At 41.1% G+C, this 19249-nt stretch carries 13 protein-coding genes; 5 read left to right on the top strand and 8 right to left on the bottom strand.

Annotated elements, in window-relative coordinates; all coding sequences use genetic code 11:
- Positions 1-47: 47 nt before the first annotated feature.
- The 6 genes from BN3769_RS03995 to sctU all read right to left on the bottom strand — a co-directional run bounded on the left by BN3769_RS03995 (position 48) and on the right by sctU (position 7176).
- Positions 48-1631 (bottom strand): 4-alpha-glucanotransferase, encoded by a 1584-nt coding sequence (locus BN3769_RS03995; protein ID WP_079989399.1) that lies wholly within the window; start codon positions 1629-1631, stop codon positions 48-50.
- Positions 1632-1914: 283 nt separating this feature from the next.
- Entirely contained in the window at positions 1915-2376 is a 462-nt protein-coding gene (locus BN3769_RS03990) for a CesT family type III secretion system chaperone (RefSeq protein WP_068467818.1), read from the bottom strand.
- Positions 2377-2388: 12 nt separating this feature from the next.
- Positions 2389-2739, bottom strand: a complete 351-nt coding sequence (locus BN3769_RS03985) for a hypothetical protein (RefSeq protein WP_068467816.1) — start codon at positions 2737-2739, stop codon at positions 2389-2391.
- Positions 2740-2849: 110 nt separating this feature from the next.
- A complete protein-coding gene (locus BN3769_RS03980; protein WP_068467813.1) occupies positions 2850-3863 on the bottom strand; it encodes a hypothetical protein in 1014 nt (337 codons plus the stop codon).
- A gap of 34 nt (positions 3864-3897) precedes the next feature.
- On the bottom strand, positions 3898-6069 hold the full coding sequence (gene sctV / locus BN3769_RS03975) for a type III secretion system export apparatus subunit SctV (RefSeq protein ID WP_068468339.1): 2172 nt from the start codon (positions 6067-6069) through the stop codon (positions 3898-3900).
- Between the two features lie 33 nt (positions 6070-6102).
- Positions 6103-7176: a type III secretion system export apparatus subunit SctU gene (gene sctU, locus BN3769_RS03970; protein WP_068467811.1), complete on the bottom strand. Its 1074-nt coding sequence runs from the start codon at positions 7174-7176 to the stop codon at positions 6103-6105.
- Between the two features lie 217 nt (positions 7177-7393).
- On the opposite strand from sctU, the gene BN3769_RS03965 reads away from it, so the two are divergent.
- The 5 genes from BN3769_RS03965 (at position 7394) to BN3769_RS03945 (ending at position 14524) form a co-directional block, all read left to right on the top strand.
- Positions 7394-8629 (top strand): F-box-like domain-containing protein, encoded by a 1236-nt coding sequence (locus tag BN3769_RS03965; RefSeq protein WP_068467809.1) that lies wholly within the window; start codon positions 7394-7396, stop codon positions 8627-8629.
- Positions 8630-9018: 389 nt separating this feature from the next.
- On the top strand, positions 9019-10050 hold the full coding sequence (locus BN3769_RS03960) for an F-box protein (RefSeq protein ID WP_068467807.1): 1032 nt from the start codon (positions 9019-9021) through the stop codon (positions 10048-10050).
- Positions 10051-10387: 337 nt separating this feature from the next.
- A complete protein-coding gene (ychF, locus tag BN3769_RS03955) occupies positions 10388-11485 on the top strand; it encodes a redox-regulated ATPase YchF (protein WP_068467805.1) in 1098 nt (365 codons plus the stop codon).
- A gap of 258 nt (positions 11486-11743) precedes the next feature.
- A complete protein-coding gene (locus BN3769_RS03950; RefSeq protein WP_195155545.1) occupies positions 11744-12886 on the top strand; it encodes a THUMP domain-containing class I SAM-dependent RNA methyltransferase in 1143 nt (380 codons plus the stop codon).
- 135 nt (positions 12887-13021) lie between these two features.
- Positions 13022-14524, top strand: a complete 1503-nt coding sequence (locus BN3769_RS03945) for a hypothetical protein (RefSeq protein WP_068467803.1) — start codon at positions 13022-13024, stop codon at positions 14522-14524.
- Positions 14525-14571: 47 nt separating this feature from the next.
- Here the strand turns inward: BN3769_RS03945 and BN3769_RS03940 are convergent, their stop codons facing one another.
- Both BN3769_RS03940 and BN3769_RS03935 read right to left on the bottom strand, forming a co-directional pair.
- Positions 14572-16689, bottom strand: coding sequence for a DUF4116 domain-containing protein (locus BN3769_RS03940; protein ID WP_068467801.1), 2118 nt, complete (start codon positions 16687-16689; stop codon positions 14572-14574).
- 283 nt (positions 16690-16972) lie between these two features.
- Positions 16973-19123: a DUF4116 domain-containing protein gene (locus tag BN3769_RS03935; protein WP_068467799.1), complete on the bottom strand. Its 2151-nt coding sequence runs from the start codon at positions 19121-19123 to the stop codon at positions 16973-16975.
- Between the last annotated feature and the right edge of the window lie 126 nt (positions 19124-19249).

Below are 19249 nucleotides of genomic sequence, written 5' to 3'. Positions count from 1 at the left end.
GGATTTTAAGGAAAAGGGCATGCGCCTATTTTTTGTTAGTTGAAATGTTAGATAATTAAGCTTTGCATCGTATGCTTTAAAGTCTGATTGTCTATGAGCTCTTCTATAGTAGGCTTAAAGCGATAGCTCCAATTTTGATCAGATAAAATGCCGGGAACATTGATGCGTTCATCCTCTAAGCTTGGCCAAGTCAGCCCCGGAATGAGGGCCAAATATTCCTGCAAAAGGTTGATATGGAAAAGACTGCTTGAATGATGGCTGTCCCATAAGATTTCACGATGGTGATCACGGCTAAGGATAGGCTGATAGGTCCATCCTTTGAAATGAGCGTAAGATTGCGCTTCCTCCTCATTATTTTGCCACCATAGCTGCAGAGGTTCCGAGTCATGCGTCGAGACCGTTGTCATGGCGTCCGGAGAGTAGCTCTGAGTGGGAATAAAGCGGCTATCCTCTCTCCACATGCGCTCCCAGCGCATGACGCGGGTTCCGCAAATTCCCAAAGCGCTTAGGCACGCCCTGACTTCGAGAGGAACAACTCCTAAATCTTCTCCGATCGGAAGCATATCGCATTCTCGCATCATGGTCAGTAGGATGCGTTGTCCATGATCGATCCATGTGGCCGGATCTCTTGGGATGAAATATCCATCTTTGCCGGTCAATCCTCTGGGAATAGCCCAAATGCGGAAGAATCCGACGATATGATCCAAGCGGTAGATATGGTAATAGCGGCTTGCCCATTGCAAACGGTCTATCCACCATCGAAAGCCTTCTTGATTAATTTGTTCCCAATTATAAATGGGGAAACCCCAGTTTTGGCCATCCTTACTGAACATATCGGGAGGAGAGCCTGCAGAATAATTCAAATCAAAAATGGAACGGTGAAGCCAGACATCGGCGCTATCGCGGTCAATTAAAATGGGAATGTCTCCCATTAGAAAGACGCGATGATGATTGGCATATTCCTTGACCCTATGCAGTTGGCGGTCGCATAAGAATTGCAAAAGACAATGCCACTCTACGTCTTCTTGATGTTCGGCGGCGAGGCGATCAATAAGTTCCGGAGTGGGGTTTTGAAATTCAGTCGGCCAGCTTTCCCAATTGGCCCATTGATAATGGGACTTAAGCGTTTTATAGACTGCAAATCCCTTCAACCAAGAAGCCTTCTGAATAAAGTGTGCATATTCTTCGCTTCCTAGGATCTGTTTTCCCACCTGCTGAAAATAATGTTTTAAAAAGCGTTCCTTATTTTCCCTCACGTGGTTGTATTCGACGTGCGGAGAGCGCGAAAGTTTGGGAAGGGCTTTTAACTCGTCTTGCAATAAGGGATGTCCTTCTAAATAAGGTAGATGGCTAAGCCCTAAATAAATGGGATTGAGGGCGAAGGCAGATAATGCGCTATAAGGACTTGTTCCTAATCCCGTATCATTGATAGGCAAAAGTTGAATGACATCGAATCCAAGGGAGTGGCACCATTCAATCATGGGAATTAAATCGGGAAATTCCCCAATGCCATAGGAATGAGAGGAATGGAGGCTGAATAAAGGCAGCACTAACCCATGGTGGTGCTTGACACCTATACGATGCCATTGTTTAGCAGCGGGAGAATGAGAGAGAAAGGCTGGATCTATCATGCTATATTCACTTATCAAATATGTCATTCTTTTGCAAAAGTTTGAAGTTTATAGAAGGGGATTAAACGACTATGATGAGTTTTAGCCCAGACTCTTAGAGACTGCATTAAAACCCATAACAACCTATACTTGAGATTATTTTCTCTTGGGAAAAGAACTCGAATTTAGATCATTAGCGGTTTTCCCTTTAATTTACTCACATTAGAGAAAAAAGATAAAATTTGGATAGTGTTTTTTTTGAAAACAGATTGCTTGAGATAAGGAAAAAAGAACGGAAATAAAATCAACGCCTAAATCCAAAAGGAGGAAAAGAAGAAGATTGGGGAATCGCTTCTTCACCGACGACTGGAATGTCGCCTTTTTGCAGGGCGTCTGCCCACATTTTTGCCTTGGCAATAAAGGGATTGAGGGTATTGGCTATTTTATCTGCATCCAGCCGGTAAGGATCTAAGACTGTATGCAAGTAAAGAGCATTGGATTTGTGGCTAAAGCCGAAAGTACCGGTTGAGGGAGGATAAAACTCATTAGCCTTAAGGGCTTCTTTAATGGCATTGTCCCGAAATCGTCCTTGTATCTCTCCTATTCTACAGCCTATTAAAATAAGGCCATAGCGATTTAATTCTAATTGGATCGTAATTCCAATACCCATTTTAACTAGACAAGAATCATTGACTCCGGATTCGAGCCGACATTTAAAATAAGGTTCAAAATCTTTTAGCATGGCCTCAAATTGACTGCTAACCATACGTCACTCCTTTTAACCTTCCGCTTCGGCCTCTTCTTCTTCCATTTCTTGTTCTTCCAGTTCTTCTAGCTCATCTTCTAAATCTTCCAGAGCTTCGATGACTGCTAAATAAAGGTCGTCTCTATGCTGAAAAGAACGATAAATACGAGTAGGGGAAACTTCTTTGATCATGTCGCGGATGACATTAAGCAAGGAAATTTTCACGTTCAAATTTTCCAAGCGATCAGAACTAATAGGATCCACTATTCGGGAGACGAGCTGGATAATTTTTTCTGCCGCTGGATAGCGTTCTTCGGTTATATCAAAAAACAATTTTGCAATCGTTTCGTAGTTAATATGGGCTCTAAATACATCCCGTTTCATTGATCACGTCTCTCTTTCGGCTTTCTAATAGATGACCTTAGAAGAATGCGCGTAAAGGTTCTAAAAAATTATGAGCTTTTGGCTCCTTATGCATAAGATATCAGCTTTTTTTAGAACAACTGAATAAATCCAAGTTTAGATAAAAATCTTTCGATTACACGGACATGATTTTTAGCTGCTAGGGGAACACGTGTCGCGGCTTGCAAAGTCTTTGTTTCATCGTTTAAGCGTGTTAATTCGGCATTTTCAAGAACGGGCATGTTAGACGCCTTTTGTCCTTCTATATTAATTTTAACACGTTTGAGGTTTTCTCCGATCAAATGGTAAAATCCCTTAGCATCCTCAATGAGCTTGCTATATCCGCCGTTCGCTTCATAGAATTTGCGTTTTGCTTGAACATCTTGGGGGTTATTAAGGATATCGCGCATGCGATCAAGCGTTTCTTTAGGCGTCAATCCTGACCCATCAATAACTCCGCTTGCCACTTCGATAATCTGTTGAGCTGATCGAATAGCTGTTTCATTACGCTCGAAGTGCAATTGTTTTGCTACTTTGATGTGATCGACTAATGTCTGAAGACGTTCTTTTTCTGATCCTTGGGCTTTTTCGAGCTTTTTACTTGTCACTTCAAGCAAAAATTCAAAGGCTTTGTCGACTTGAGAGGAGTCTGGATGAGCAATTTTTTGCGTTTTAGGATCAACACTTGCCAAGCGATCATAGACGTGCTTGATGATGTCATCTGATGACATCTTGGCAGTAAGATTAACCCCTAAATCCTGAGCAAGGATGCTTAAAAGGGCCATTTCTAAATGGTATTCGCGGTTGCCCTGGCGTCTAGAAAAGTCTCCGGCAAATTGATCCGCTTCATCTTTGCGGACTAAAACGGATTCCTGCACTTCCTTCGCTTTTTCTATTTTCTCAGACCGAGGAGGAGCCTGCATGCGCTTAGTAGGCGCCATCATGCCCGTCGAGGCATTTTCCTGTTCCTCCATGGCCAATTTTTCTTGAGCCGCTTCTGCTGCGTTGGCATCCAGCGTTTGTTCATCAATGGCCGCGTCTTCTAATGTCTCCTTTAGGCTTTCTACGAAAGCGGTATGCTGAATATTACTACTGATGTCTACCATGATATCTCCTCCCTTGAGAGGTCATGTCATTTAATTAAGAGATCTGAATACGTCCTAATGGTTGTATTCGAATTTCAGGAACAATTTCTTGGTATGAAACAACAGAAATATCAGTAAATTCCATTTCGATGAGCTTGCGAACGAAGCGTCGGACGTCGATAGCTGTCAAAATCACAGGGGGTTGCCCGCCTGGAGGTGGTGGAGAAACGGTATTTCGAACGCCTTGTAAGATCAATTGAACAGAGTCTGGGTCTAAAGCAAGATATGAACCTGCAGAGGTTTGTTTAATGGCACCGCGCACCATGTCTTCAATTTCAGGGTCTAAGATATAAACAGATAAGACAGATTGTCCTTGCGAGTACTTATAACTAATAAAGCGCTTGAGGGAAGAACGGACGTATTCTGTTAATAAGACCGTATCCTTTTCTGTCTGCGCCCATTCACCTAAGGCCTCTAGAATGGTACGTAAATCTTTAATGGAAATTTGCTCTTGAATAAGCCTTTTAAAAATATCCGTCATTTTTTGAAGCGGGATGAGACGCGTGACTTCTTTGACGAGATCGGGGAAAGACTTCTCAACAAATTCCAACATGGACTTGACTTCTTGGATCCCAACGAATTCGTTCGCATAGTGGCGGAAGAAGTAAGACAAGTGCAAAATCATGACCTCGAGCGAACCCCAATATTTAATGCCTGCTTTGTCCAATAGCTCTTTATTCTTCGCTTCTACCCACAAAGAAGGCAAGCCAAGCGAGTTTTTATAGGAGACAAAAGGAAGATTATAGCGTTTGAGGTTTTCTTCTGATTCATTGGTCAGCAAATAGTTTTCCAATATTTTTCCGCGAACGATGGGGACTTCGTTCAAGTGAATGGAGTATTCATCCTTATCCAAGATGGGAGAATCTGTGCGTACATGTACGCCCGGAAAGCGTACGCCCAAATCGGCATAGAGAGCTTGCCTCATTTTAGGGATCATTTGATCAATAAAGCTGGATCCCTTATTCGCTTTTTGAATTTCTATGGATAATCCTCGGCCCACCTCTAAGACGACAGGAAGCGTCAACGCATAACTGTCTACGCCGCCGCCGGAAACAACCTTATGTCCTCGCACCGATGTGTCAACCGCGGATTCACCGCCTGCTGCAGCCGATTGAATGGTTCCTCCTCCACTACCACCTCCGACGACACCTCCGGTAGCCGCCTTTTGCTCATTGCTCCAGAGTGCATAACCAATTAAGCCCAAGGCGGCGGCGGCGATTAAGAAGGGGGGCATGGGAAATCCGGGAACCAAGCTCATACCCATCAAAAAGGCAGCTGTAATCATCAACGCTTTAGGTTGTTTTAAAATCTGGCCGGAGATTTCACTACCTAGGTTCTCTGCTTTTTCACTCGATACGCGTGTCGTAACAATACCAGCCGTGATAGAGATAAGAAGAGCAGGGATCTGAGAAATCAACCCATCACCAATGGAGAGAAGGGAATAAGTCTTGGCAGCGTCCGCAGCATCCATTCCATTCATAGCCGTCCCGATAATTAATCCACCAACAATGTTAATCATGGTAATGACAATACCGGCGATCGCATCTCCCTTGACGAACTTCATGGCACCGTCCATCGCACCGTAGAGCTGGCTTTCCTTTTGAATGGCCAAGCGCTTTTCCCTCGCTTGGTTGGAGTCTAAAATTCCCGCGCGCATGTCAGCATCGATACTCATCTGCTTACCAGGCATCGCGTCCAAGGTAAAACGGGCGGCAACTTCGGCGACCCTTTCCGCACCCTTGGTGATAACCAAGAACTGGACTAAGGTAATGATCAAGAAAATAACACCGCCGACGACAAAGTTACCGCCGACGACAAAGTTACCGAACTGGAAAATGATCTCACCTGCATTAGCGTGCAATAAAATCTGGCGGGTGGAAGCAATATTTAATCCCAAGCGATAAAGCGTGGTAATCAAAAGCAAAGAGGGGAATATAGACAAGTGAACGGCACTAGGAATATAAAGCGCAACCATCAAAAGGGCTATGGAAGCCGTTAAGTTAATGGCTATCAAATAGTCGATAATATGCGGATTGACCGGCAAAATGATCATGACTAAGATACCGATAATGATCACAGCTAATGCAATATCGCTGGAACGAGAAATCGCCTCCAATGAGCGATCACCTCCAAGCCTGGCCGTGATACCATCAAGTATTTTGCGAATGACATCCATGTAAATTATTCTCCACTTAAACGTTTAATATGAGCTTAGCTCAGGTAATTCCGATCCCTCTTTGAGAGCTGCAACCCAACGCATAATTTCTGCTAAAGCTTCATAAGTCTCTTCCGGAACATATTCATAAACTTCCCCATCTTCCCATAATTTATGGGCAAGAGGGATATTGCGCAGGACAGGAATATCATTTTTTTCAGCTATCATGATAATGCGCTCAGCTAAAATATCCTTTCCCATCGCTAAAATATAAGGCGCAGCATCCAAATGCCTTTCATATCCAATGGCAATAGCCAAGTGGGTTGGGTTGGTTACAACAGCTTGAGCCCGTTTGACGCCTCCTGTTGGTCCTTCTTGATAAGCGATTTCCTGGGCAATTTGGCGACGCTTACTCTTGATATGCGGGTCACCTTCACTATTCTTAAACTCTTGCTTAACTTCGAACTTTTCCATTTTCATCTCGTTAGCAAACGTTCTCTTTTGATAGACGAAGTCCGCTACGGCAATCACAATAAAAAATAAACCGACTTTGACAATCACTTCGACCAAAAAGGCATGGAAAACAATTAAAGCTCCCGAAATCGGCATCGAAACAGTTTGAATCAGAACCGGAATACTTTTATACATCACTGTATAAATTAAATAAGAAGCTATCGAAATTTTAATAATAGACTTTAACAGTTCCACTAAAGTTTTTAATTTGAACTTGGCCTTTAAATTATCAATAGGATTAAATTTCTTAATGTCAAATTTGAATACCTCTGGTGCAAAAACAGGGCCAACTGTTACAAAGGTAATTGCTACACCCACTAGCGCTACCAGTCCCATTGTCGGGATACTGGCTAAAAAAATCACTTCATTAGCTTTGTAAAATAAATTTAAAATCACCGTGTTGAGATCTGGATTTTTCACAGCATGGAATGTTGCCACTAGAAAGTCAGCCATTTGATGATATAGACTTGTTGCAAGCCCCAATACAATTGCGACGGAAGCAATAAAAGTAAACGCAGCTGGCAAATCCTGAGATTTTGCTACCTGCCCTTTCTTTTTGGCGTCCTTTAGCTTTTTCGGGGTGGCCTTCTCGGTTTTTTCGCCCATAATTCCTCCGAGAATATGGCAAATAGATGTTTCCTTCTTATAATAGTATAACTCTTATTTTAAGTAATGTCAATATAGATAGAAAATAAAAGTGTAAATTTTTATTTTAATCTGACAGGGTAATAAAAAAGAAGAATATTGAATGTTTTTAATTGTTTGTTTATATTGTTAATTTTATAAAAAATTAACTAATTTTAAATTATTATAAGAAGGTTTTATGCAAGTTACTTTAGAAATTTATTCCCCCTGTTCTCTTGGAGAGGATCCTGGGATTGTAGAAGAATTAACTAAGGAATGCTGTCCTTCTCCTTTACCTGATGAGCTATGGTCTTATATTTTTAAGCGATTAGATGCCTCTGCTCTGCAAATGGTCGTTTGTGTTTGTAAAAAATGGAATAATTTGACAGTCGGAACAATTCGTGAAGAGAGGGAGCAAAGGATACAAAAATTAGTTTTGCCACTGCTTGGTCATTTCCCTTCTTCTCCGAGTTTAAATCAGTGTTTGCATGGGTTGATAGACAGTCGTTTAATTATAGAATCTAAGAATTTAAGAGAAATTCATAAAAATTATTTGAATCAAGAAGACCAGCTTTTGAATAATGTGGCAAAAATAGAGGCGGAAGGGGTTCTAAAATTAAAAGAAGTCTTTAAGAATCTCGATCACCCAGTCTATATTCATTTCATTGAGTTGGCAGACTTGTATGTCGAATTAGAGCAAACAAGACAATTAGGGGCTTCCAGACAGAAATTGCAGAAATTGAAAGAGCTTTCGCTTGCTTTTCTTCACAGGGAGCGACTTGCAAAAGGTATGGAAGTTGTACATGCTATTATGGTAGAACCCTTTTCTGTTTTCCTTTCTTCTGCTTCTTCCATTAAGGAATCCGAGATAGCGCCCATTATGGATTTATTAGTGGAAAAGAGATTATTTAACAGGGTATTTACCTTAGTTCAGCGAAATCCTGAACAAAAAGAAGGCCTTCTCAAAAATTTAATTTTTAAATGTCTGGATAGAGTTGATTCCAATCATCCTTCTCAAAAATGCTTCTTAGATGAAGCGGTTAAGGCGCTTCTTTTGATCAATAACAATAAAGTGCAAGATCCTCTTATCGCGCGTCTTATCACGAAAATGTGGGAAATAAAAGAAAAAGATTCCGCTGTTCAGTTCATCCATTCGCTTAAGCATTCCAAGCAGAAAGGCTTAGGATTAGAAACGCTTTTCAAACAGATGGAAATTGACATAGAGGCAGGGGTGGCAGTGGTTAAAGAGGTGTATGCAAAGTGGGAAACAAAGTCCAGTGTTGAAGTATTAGCTCAAACAGAAGTTTTGCGCGCAATTGCAAACAAATTAAAAGGAGGCCAGCATTATGATGAAGCTCTAGAAGTAGCCCAATTGATTCAACAAAGCATTTATAGGGAACCCTTGATCCAAGAAATAAGTAAGCTTATCAAATGATTTTAAGAAGATTTCTTAAAACCCCTAATGACTAGGGCTAAAATTTCACTGGCTTTAGTCTTCTTTTAAGGAATATTGACTTCAGTTGCGCAATCGGTTAAATGGGAATTAAGTGAAAATTGTTTAAAATCCGATTGCATTCCAGTTCGATCATTGGACTGTTGCTAGCTTTTCAGCGATCATTCCATCTTCCAGCAATAAGAGAGTGTATTAAAACCCATCATAACATCGAATCTCGGTCATTAGCGGTTTTAATACGCCCTCTAAGGATAGAGTCTTCTTAACCTGAGTGTGGAGTTTTTGCCATTTGTTCATTTCCGCAGCTTTGACGCGGTCGAAAGAGCAAAAAACTCCACACTTAAGTTCTTATTCTTAACAAGGGGAATGCCATGCAGCAATTACCTGATTGTACAAATAAAGGAGGGTTTTTTCCTTCGCTTGAAAAAAAAGAACATGCATCTGCTTTGATCGATCTTCTCCCCAATGAAATGCTGACCATCATTTTTAAAAAGTTAGATACATTAAGCCAGCAGCGGGTGGCATGCGTATGCAAAAAATGGAATGAGCTCCTCCTTTCTTCTATTTGCGCTCAAGAAACAAAGCGCTTAAATTGTTTCATTCATTTTCTTCTTCCCCATCCCCATATTCGCCCTTATTCTACTGTCGAAAAAAATTTAAAAGGCCTATTATCTGCTCATTCCATTTTAACTGTTACCCATCTCAAGCAAGTGAAGCAGACGCGTTTAAAATTTGAAGAACTTCTAATTGCTCAGTTAAAAACCATCCAAGCGCAAGATTTAATCCAATTAAGAAAAAGTGCAAGCCACTCTAAAAAACTTGTCCGCTTTATTCATTTGATTGACTTGTCCTGTCTGTATTTCAAATTAGAAGGCGCTAAGCGCTTGACAAATGAGGAGCAGAAATCCGAGGAAATCCGGTCTATTATCAAAGCGCTTATTATAAAAGAAGACTGGAATAAGGCCTTGGAAGGGGCAGACAGCTTAAGCAATTCCCTTTACAGATGGGCTTCTTTTATTCTCATTATAAAGGCTTTGCTGACCAAAGGTCTTGTATCAAAAGCGATTGAGACCGCTACAGGGCTTTTCCCTCAGCGGCTGAAATCCATGGCTTTGCAATTCATTGTAAAACGACTCATTGTAAGCAATCAAGTAGACAAGGCTTTAGAAGTGGTGCGCCTGATACATAAGGAACAGACGCTATGCTTGCCAATAGGTAGGCGGAAAAAGGAACAAAGAGGTGGACTCATTCAGCAAGATTTATTAGAGAAGGAGTATCTTCCTTCTGTTCTTGCTGCTGCCGATCTGCTTTCCTTCCAGTCGAAAAAGCCGGTCGCATTCAATCGATTTCTTGAACAAGACTCCATGCAGTTGAGGCGCATGGCTGTCTATAATAACTATTAACCTGAGTGTGGAGTTTTTTACCCTTAGATTAACGGGAAAGCTCTCGCAGATGAGCAAATAGCGAGCAGGTTAAATTTTTTTAATTGAGCTGCTTGTCATTTGTTCATCTGCGAGGCTTTGATACAGTTAAAAGGGCAAACTCACAACTCCGGTAATTAATAAGCAATTTGAAAGAATAAGAAGCGTATCAACCAACCTGCCTTGCTATTTTCAAAATAAATTCTTATTATTTTCTGGGCGTTGTAAAATAAATAGGCAAGCAAGTTGCTCTAATTCATTCTTTTTGATAATCTTAACGTAATTTTTTAATTCAAAATTCGAATAAGGGAAAAAAATTATGGCGACAGGTCTCTCAGTCGGAATTGTGGGATTGCCAAATGTGGGTAAATCGACTCTTTTTAATGCCTTGACCTCAAATCAAGCAGCAGCCTCCAATTATCCTTTTTGTACAATTGATCCCAATGTAGGGATTGTGGACGTTTATGATGCGCGCTTGGATAAACTATCAGAAATGTCTAACAGTAAAAAAATTATTTACGCCAGCATGCAATTTGTCGATATTGCCGGGTTGGTTGCAGGCGCTTCGAAGGGAGAAGGGCTGGGAAACAAATTCTTGGCCAATATTCGGGAAACGGATGCCATTGTCCATGTGGTCCGCTGTTTTGAATCTAGCGACATTGTCCATGTCGCTGGAAAAGTCGATCCTGTTCATGATATCGAAATCATTAATTTGGAGCTGCGCTTGGCAGATCTTCAGATGCTTGAAAATGTCTTGAGCCGCTTAGAAAAACAAGCCAAATCAAAGAAAGACTTAGTTCCAACTCTTGAGTGCCTGCAGCGCGCCCAAGCCCATTTAAATGAAAATAAACCCATGCGAACCTTAGAGCTGACTGAAGAGGAAAAGGGGTATCTTCAGCCTTATCCCTTCCTGTCTGCTAAAAAAGTTCTCTATGTTGCCAATGTCTCCGAAGACGATCTGCCTGAAATGGACAATGCCTTTGTCCGTCAAGTCAAGGCTTATGCGGAAGCAGAAGGCAATACGGTCATTACCATTTGCGCCAAGTTAGAAGAGGAAATCGCCCAATTGCCTTTGTCGGAAAGAAAAGGCTTTTTAGAAAGCCTGGGACTGGAACAATCAGGGCTTGAGCGTCTGATCAAGGCCTCTTTCCGCATGCTGGGGCTATTGACCTATATTACGACAGGCGAAATAGAAACGCGGGCCTGGACGATTAAGGAAGGCACCAATGCGGCAGAAGCGGCCGGCAAAATTCACTCTGATATTCAAAAGGGTTTTATTCGGGCAGAAGTCGTGTCTTTTGAAGACATGATGACCTACAAAGGACGCACAGGGGCCCGCGAGCAAGGAAAAGTCCGTGCAGAGGGAAGGGACTATCTCGTCAAAGACGGAGATGTCATTCTTTTTATGCATCATTAAAGCCTTTGAAAATAAAGGATAAGTCAGCAAAATAAAGATAAACCGCAGAGTTAAAGAGAACACAGAGAAGATATATGTTCCAAAGCTTAAAAAGCCTAGAACAATCAGCTTTGGCAACTTTCTCTCTTTCTTCTCTGTGTTTTCTTTAATTTTGCGGTTTCTAGGCTCTCGATTTCCTAATTGTTCAGGTCGCCTACTTGAGAGATAGTCTCGAAATAATTATATAGATTATGAATACGCCCGAAGGGGGAATAACGCGTGAATGGGGAAAAGTCTTTATTATTTGTCAGCTGTGCGACAGCCTTAGAACCCCTTTTAATGGATGAATTGAAAGAGCTGGGTTTTAATCATTTACATGTAGGCTATCGGGGAGTTTTTGTTGAGGAGTGGGATTGGTCGGCTATTTATAAAATCAATTACGCCTCTCGTTTGGCCAGTCGCGTGCTTTTGCCGATCGCCCGTTTTAAATGCTTTGACCGCCGCTCTCTTTATCGCCATATTTTTGAAATTAATTGGCCCGCTTATTTGAAGGACGGGCAAACATTTGCTATCGATGCCAATGTTCATCACCGAGAGCTGCGCAATAGCCTTTTTGCAGCTCAAGTTGCCAAAGATGCCATTTGCGACGTCATGCGTCAAAAAGTTGGCCGTCGCCCATCCGTGGATTTGCAAAATCCAGACATACAGTTAAACCTCTATATTCAGCAGCAACTGGCCATTCTCAGCTTTGATACATCGGGCACTCCGCTGCACAAAAGGGGATATCGGCAGGAAACTGTGGAAGCACCTGTTCAGGAGACATTAGCAGCAGCCATGCTTCGTTTGGCGGATTATCAGCCGGACCAGGTTTTTCTCGATCCTTGCTGTGGTTCGGGGACCTTATTGATTGAAGCGGCTTTGATGGCGACGCAGACTCCTCCCGGTTATTTAAGGCAGCAATGGGGATTTATGAATCATCCGGATTATCGCTCCGATGAGTGGCTCAAAGTGCGCAACAAGATCGATGAAAAGCGAACAGCTCTTCTTCCCAATCATCTATTTGGCATAGATATTAGCAAAAATGCCGTCCGCGCAGCAAAAATTAATCTTAAAGCTGCGGGATTTAGCCAAGATGTGGACATTGCTCAAGCAGACTTCCGTGACTATACGCCTTCCATTCCGCCGACCTTTATTTTAACAAATCCTCCGCATGGCAGACGCTTGGAAGATGAAAATCAGTTGCGTCCCTTTTATCGTTCTTTAGGGGATTTCTTAAAGCAAAAGACTGCAAAACCTGCGAAAGGCTTTATCTTTACAGGTAATTTGGAGTTGGCAAAGGAAGTGGGATTGGCAGCTAAGAGGCGCTATGTGCTCAATAATGGGGGAATCGACTCGCGCCTACTAGAATACGATCTTTATTAGGGCGCATGTAAAGGTTTGATTAGACCGCTTTCGAAATGGATAACGGCTAGATACGAGTGCTTTTCCAATTGAGAAAATAATCTCGAATCTAGACTATTAACTCGGGTTATTAGCCATTTCGAAAGAGGTCTATTCATGCAAGAGCCGGATTTTTTACCGAACGAGTTGAAATTTTATGCTGCACGGGACTCGGATAAAGAGCTTTTTCTTGCTTTAACTCGCCATTTTGATGATCTGCTGGCCTTTTTTGAATATGGCTGCGAAGATGCCGCTTGGTGTGCCCGACATCCGGCTTTCATTCGTTCCGTCATGCGCTGGGGAGCAAAGCAGTTATACCTTGGCCGTTTGTCTTTATATGACGCCAAGCGCTTAGCCGCTTTAATTCAGCTGCATTATGGTTTGCTAGAGCCTTTTCTTTATTTCCAGCCTGCCCTTTTTTTTACCATCCATCTAGAAATTGAAGGCCATTGGGTTATCGTCAATAGCCTATTGTTTGGGACAAGCAGCTCATTTTTTTACGAGATATTTAAGCGCTGCTTTGATGAGTTAAATGACCGATGGATATTAGCAGGGACTTCTTTAGCTATTTTCACCCTCATTCAAACCTATATTTTAAAGGGGGAGATTGCAGATCTGTGGCGGCAGGAATATCCCGAATTGCTCGCCTTAATGCGTCAAGCAAAAGCCTGGGATCTGCCCGGACTGGTGAAAGACTGTGCAAAAATCTTAAGCCGCTATATTACACGAGATAATGTCGTACAAACCCTATTGGAAGCCCATCGTCAGTTCTTTGTTGATTGGAAAGAGGAATGTTGCCATTTCTTTAATCGACAGGGCTATGGCTTGCGTTTTTTGCCGATCGAACATGATGCGGATCTAAGGATAGAAATTCTGGATTACAAGCAAAGCACGTTAGAACAATTCACTCTCTTTGCTCCTTGGCTGACTCATTTGATGTTTTCTGAAAATCTTAGTAAGGATCCTCTTTATGCCAATTTGGTCAGTCGGTGTCCCAAGCTGATAGGAATTGATTTAAGCGGCTCTTTTGATTATGTGGACCAATTTAGCTATTTGCCGAAATCTTTGATCGAGCTGAATTTATCCAGTTGCCCCTGGGTGCGCCCGTTTCATCTTCAAGAAGCGAGCCGCCACTTTCCCGGGTTAAAAAAACTCAATCTGGACGGCAATCTTCACTTGAACTATCAAACATGGGGGGAATTTAATCGCTTTAGGCAGCTCATTTCGCTCAGTTTATCTCGCTGCCACCAAGTGAAGGATGATGATCTCAAGCTGATCGGCCGCAGTTGTCCACATTTGATCGAGCTCAATCTGGAAGAATGCCGCTATTTAACGGATAAGGGAATTGCGGATCTCATTTCGGCTTGCCCTCAGTTGCATACGTTGACGCTTAGTTATTGCCCGGAGCTAACGGATAACACCTTGATTGAGCTTGGCTTGCGCGCCTTTCAATTAGAACAGTTGAGTATAAGACATTGTTCCAACCTAGGCGAGGCCGCCTTGCTTCAATTCATTCGCTTGCGCTCGACTTTAAAAGAGCTTGATATTCAAGGCTGCGAATTTTCGCTGCAGGCAATTGAGAAAATCCGCAAAGAATTTCCCTTCTTAAAGCTAATCTAAGCAAAGATTAAACCTTGCCTATATTTAGCCAGGATGAAGCGTTTAATTTAATTGAGAATAGCGGTTTCTTCGAAGGGAATTTTCATTATATCCAGTATCTCTATAAGCTTGGCATAATCCTTTTTGAATTGGCTGTCAGCTTCTTCAGGTTTGCTTATATTTACCCAAGCCTTAACATCCCATTGACTCAGATCCTGAATAGAGGCACGCATGAATATATTAGATAGGATTGAACAATTTTCATAATTACGTAAATACCCGAGACGTTTAACACGGATAAACACTTGTCCGTCTTTAAATATAAATTCAATAGACTTAGTTGTAGAATCGGACAACTCATGATTATGTTTTACCAGAGGCTGTTGATCTCCTAACAAGCGGTTTAATGTAATTATGCGCGCATGAATATCCAAAAGAATTGTTCGATTAAAGGCTTTTAGCAGCGGCCATAGCTTCAAGTGGCTAGTCAAAACATTTTGCCAAGCCAAAGCATTCAACTCTTCTTCTGACAAGGATAGGGCCTTTTTGAGAGCTATTTTTTCTTGTTCTATTTGTTTAGAAAGACTTGTTTCCAAGTCTTTGTATATTGCCTCCATCTTATCTAGGGCATTTACGATTGAAGTCGAAGAATCTAGCTTCTTCAATATGTCACGGCATGCAGGAGTCGTCGGATCTAATTCGACATTTTCCATGAAAAAAGTCAATAAACGCTTAAAATGAAGAGTCAATTCTTCATCTGTTAGGGCTTCTGGATCATGACTTATCACTTCCAATTCTTTTTTTATTCCTTCGTCATTTGCGCAATGTAAAAACTTTCCAAAGACTGCATACTTAAGGTCATCCTTAAAAGAGAGGCAAGGTTTAGTAAGCAAGCATGCCTTTAGGTTAAGGACAATACGCTCAAATGGACCGCCTGCCTGTTCTCTATACATGGATAGCAATTTATTTTGATAGCTGAGAACAATACGGCTCCAACGATGCGCATTCGTGACTATGGTTTCTAGACGCAAGCTCTGACTCTCAATTTTTGCGATACTTGGTAAAAGAGTGATCGCCTGCAGACATTTTTGCAGCAAAGACTCTTTGCTTGCCTCTTGGCTAGTCAGATGATCTTGATTTATTTGGGATAAATCCTCAGCTAGCTGCCTAAGGCTGTAAAAGGTAATATCGGCTTCGAGCGCACTAAATCTTTGTAAAATTTTCAAGTCTTGATTAAGTGCAATTGCCAAGACTTCTATATCGTAGCGTAAATAATTGGTTAATTTGTTATAGGCATGGCTATTTTGTCTTACTCCTATTAAAACAAGATTGCGATAAACGGGAAGAGTAGAATCTAAATAAGCAAGTGCCAATCCATTTTGCCTAACGGCAATAAAGGCGGCTTCCAAATCTGCTTGAATTTCTTTAGGCGCGTTTTGAATGGCCAAGCCATGGAGTTTTAAGATATTTAGAATATGAGGACGCTCTTCTTTTGAGGCAGAAAGCTTTGCCATTAAGCTTTCTAAACTTACTTCAGCTGACTGGGAAAGAGAGGCATCAGGGGTTGTGGGATTGCAAGCTCCGCCATAAAGTTCATCCCAGTTAATCGTTCCGTTCGTTAAGGACGCTCGCCATTGTTTGGTAGGACACGTCATTAAAGCATAAAAAGCCAAGTGATTCAAACCAAGGGCGCTTATCTCCGGATCTTTACTTTTTGAAAAGTGAGTAGGATCCCATCTTACAGCATGCAAAAGAGGATGGAAATAGCCTTTAAATGTCTTTGAGAAAAGCTGTAAGTTGAAATGGAAAATTGTTTCCAAACATTTTTTTTGTCTATCTAGTTCCAGCAATGTTTGAAATTCATAATCTGTCATTGGAGAGGAAGGCCATATATGAGAACAGTTGACTTTGATTTCTCCTTTTAAAAATTCGCTTTGATTAACTTTAAAAACAGCTTGGGCAAGGCGAATAAACGGATCTGACATGGCTATCGCATACCATTGTTTACTCGTTAATAAGAAAGGAAATAAGGAGCTCGGTGTTTGCTTGCAGAATTGGAAAATGTGCAAAATAAGATCGCTTGATAGCCGATAATCGTCCCCATTGCTAGCAGGCACTTGAACTTTTTCATTTTCATTTTTTTTAAATAAAGCCGGAAGGGGAATTTGATAGATAATGGAGGTCATAAAAATTATAAATTATTTCCTGCTTATTTTTAATGCCGTTCATCTTTTCTTTAGAGGCCGTCCTAAAACCGCTAATGATCCAGGTTCGAGTTCTTTTCCTCCAGGAGAAAATCATTTCAAATATAGGTCATGATGGGCTTTAGGACAGTTTCTTAGATGGCATTAGGTATTTTTAATTCAGCTCATGCAAAGGCTCTCTATTCTTAGATTCTATTATTAAAAAGTTCTTTTAAGATTTCCATATTTCTAAGCAATCTGGGAGCCTTGTGAAAGTTAAAGACATTTAATAAGGGTAAAATTCTTCGTAAGGCATTTCCAGAAAATCAAGCAACGTTAAAAGCTTGTTATAAGCCTTCTCGAATTGCTCATTGCCTTCTGTAGGCCTCATAATATTTACCCGAACATTCATATCCCAATTGCTCAGATCTTGAGCGGAGGCGCGCATTAATACCTCAGATTGAATGGAGCAGTTTTCATAATTCAATAAATGCCCTAAACGTTTAACCTGAATAACAATTTCGCTGTCTTTAACGATAAAGGAAAGGGATTTTGTTTTATGATCAGGAAAATTGCGATATTCTGCCACAATTTTTTCTTGGTCTCCTAGAAGACGATTCAACATAATCAGGCGAGCATGAAGATCAATGATAAATAGGCGGTTGAAGGCCCTTAAAAGAGGCCATAGCTTTAAGGGACCTTTGAGTGCTGCCTTCCAAGCGGCCCAATCTTCTTGTGAAGAGGGCTTGGTTTCTTTTGAAATCATGGCTTGAGTTAGGGTTCCTGACAAAATGTGTTCTAAATGGAGAAATATTTCCTCCATCTGGCGTAGGACATCCTCTTTTGAAGCCGAAGGATTTAGATCATCTAAAATACCTAAAATTTTTGAGCATTCAGGACTTGAAGGATCTAGCTCCACGCTTTCCATGAAAAAAATCAGTAAACGCTTAAAATGGATTTGCAATTGCTCTGCTGTGACGGTTTCCGGATCGCTTGTCAGCTCTTCTAAAACGCCTTTTTCATTTACACCATGCAAAAATTTTCCAAAGATTGCATTCTTCAGATCTGATTTAAACCCTGTAAAATTATTCGTAAGCAGACATGAGCTTAGATTAGAGAGAATAAGTTCGAGCGGACAGCCAGCTTTTTTTTGATACATAGGCAACAATTTATTAAGGCATCGAACAGCCATACGGCTCCAGCGATGCGCGTACTGGATTATTGCTTGCTGGCGTAAATCTTTATTCTCGATATTCTGGATATGCGGTAAAAGCGCAATTGCATGCAGGCATTTTGGCAGTAAAGAGTCTTCTCTTGGCTCACCGTATATATCAAATTCTTCGTCTTCTATATTATTTATAGTTATTTGTGATAGATCCTTAGCTAGTTGCCTAAGGCTATAAAAGCTAATTGTATACTCTTCGAGTGGACTACCATTGTCTAAAATTGTTAAATCTTGATTAAGGGCAATTGCCAGGACTTCTATATCATAGCGTAAATGGTTAGTTAGCTTGTTATAAGCCCGGCCATTTTGCCTGACTGCCGTTAAAACAAGATTTCGATAAATGTGAAGGGAAGGATCCACATGGTCAAAAGCCAATGGATTTTGCTCAACGGCAATTAAGGCCGCTTCTAAATCAGCTTGAATTTTTGGTGGCGCTTTTCGAATAGCCAAGCCATGGAGTTGCAAGATATTTAAAATATGAGGACGATCTTCTTTCGAAGAGGAAAGCGTGGCCATTAAAGCTTCCAAATTTTTTGCGGCAGATTGAGAAAGAGGAGGGGATTGAGGATCGCTAGGATTGCTAGCTCCTCCATAAAGCGCATCCCAGTTAATCGTTCCGTCCGTTAGAGACTTTTGCCATTGTTCGACGGGGCTCTTCATCAACTCATAAAAAGCCAAATGATTTAAAGCACAAGTTTGGACTTCTATATCTTCGCTCTTTAAAAATTGATTGGGATCCCACCTTACCACATGCAGGAGAGGGTAAAAATAGCCTTGAAATGGCTGTGAAAACAACTGCTCATTGAAATGGAAAATTCTTTCCAAGCAGATCTTTTGTTTATCGAGTTTTAGCAATTGATGGAATTCGTGAACTGTCATTGGAGAGGAAGGCCACATATCAGAACAGTTAATCCGAAATTCTCCTTTTACATCTGCGGCTCGATTAATTCTAAAAACGGCTTGGGCAAGGCGTATAAATGGATCCGACATTGCAATGACATACCATTGCTTGCTCGTCAATAGAAATGGCTGCTGACTTGCTGTCATTCGTTTGTAGAAATTAAAAATATGCGTCAAAACTTCATTGGGAAGAAATTGATTGTCTTCAGAAATAACAGGAGAAGTGAAGGCTTTCTCTTGCTCGATGCTTCCTTGCTTAATAATTGTAAATAAAGCAGGGGAAATGTAAGTAATAGCTGAACTGGAATTCATATAATTAAATTGATTTGTTTTAGGTTTTTATTGATTCTTAACTGATTTATAATAATTGTAGATAGGTTTGTTTTCAATCTTAAATGAGAAATATGTAGAGGAAGGGCATTTAATTAAATTTATTTA

The organism is Candidatus Protochlamydia phocaeensis, from assembly GCF_001545115.1.
Classification (GTDB): domain Bacteria; phylum Chlamydiota; class Chlamydiia; order Chlamydiales; family Parachlamydiaceae; genus Protochlamydia_A; species Protochlamydia_A phocaeensis.
The sequence above is the reverse complement of the archived record's forward strand: the minus strand, read 5'-3'. Positions and strand labels throughout refer to the sequence as shown.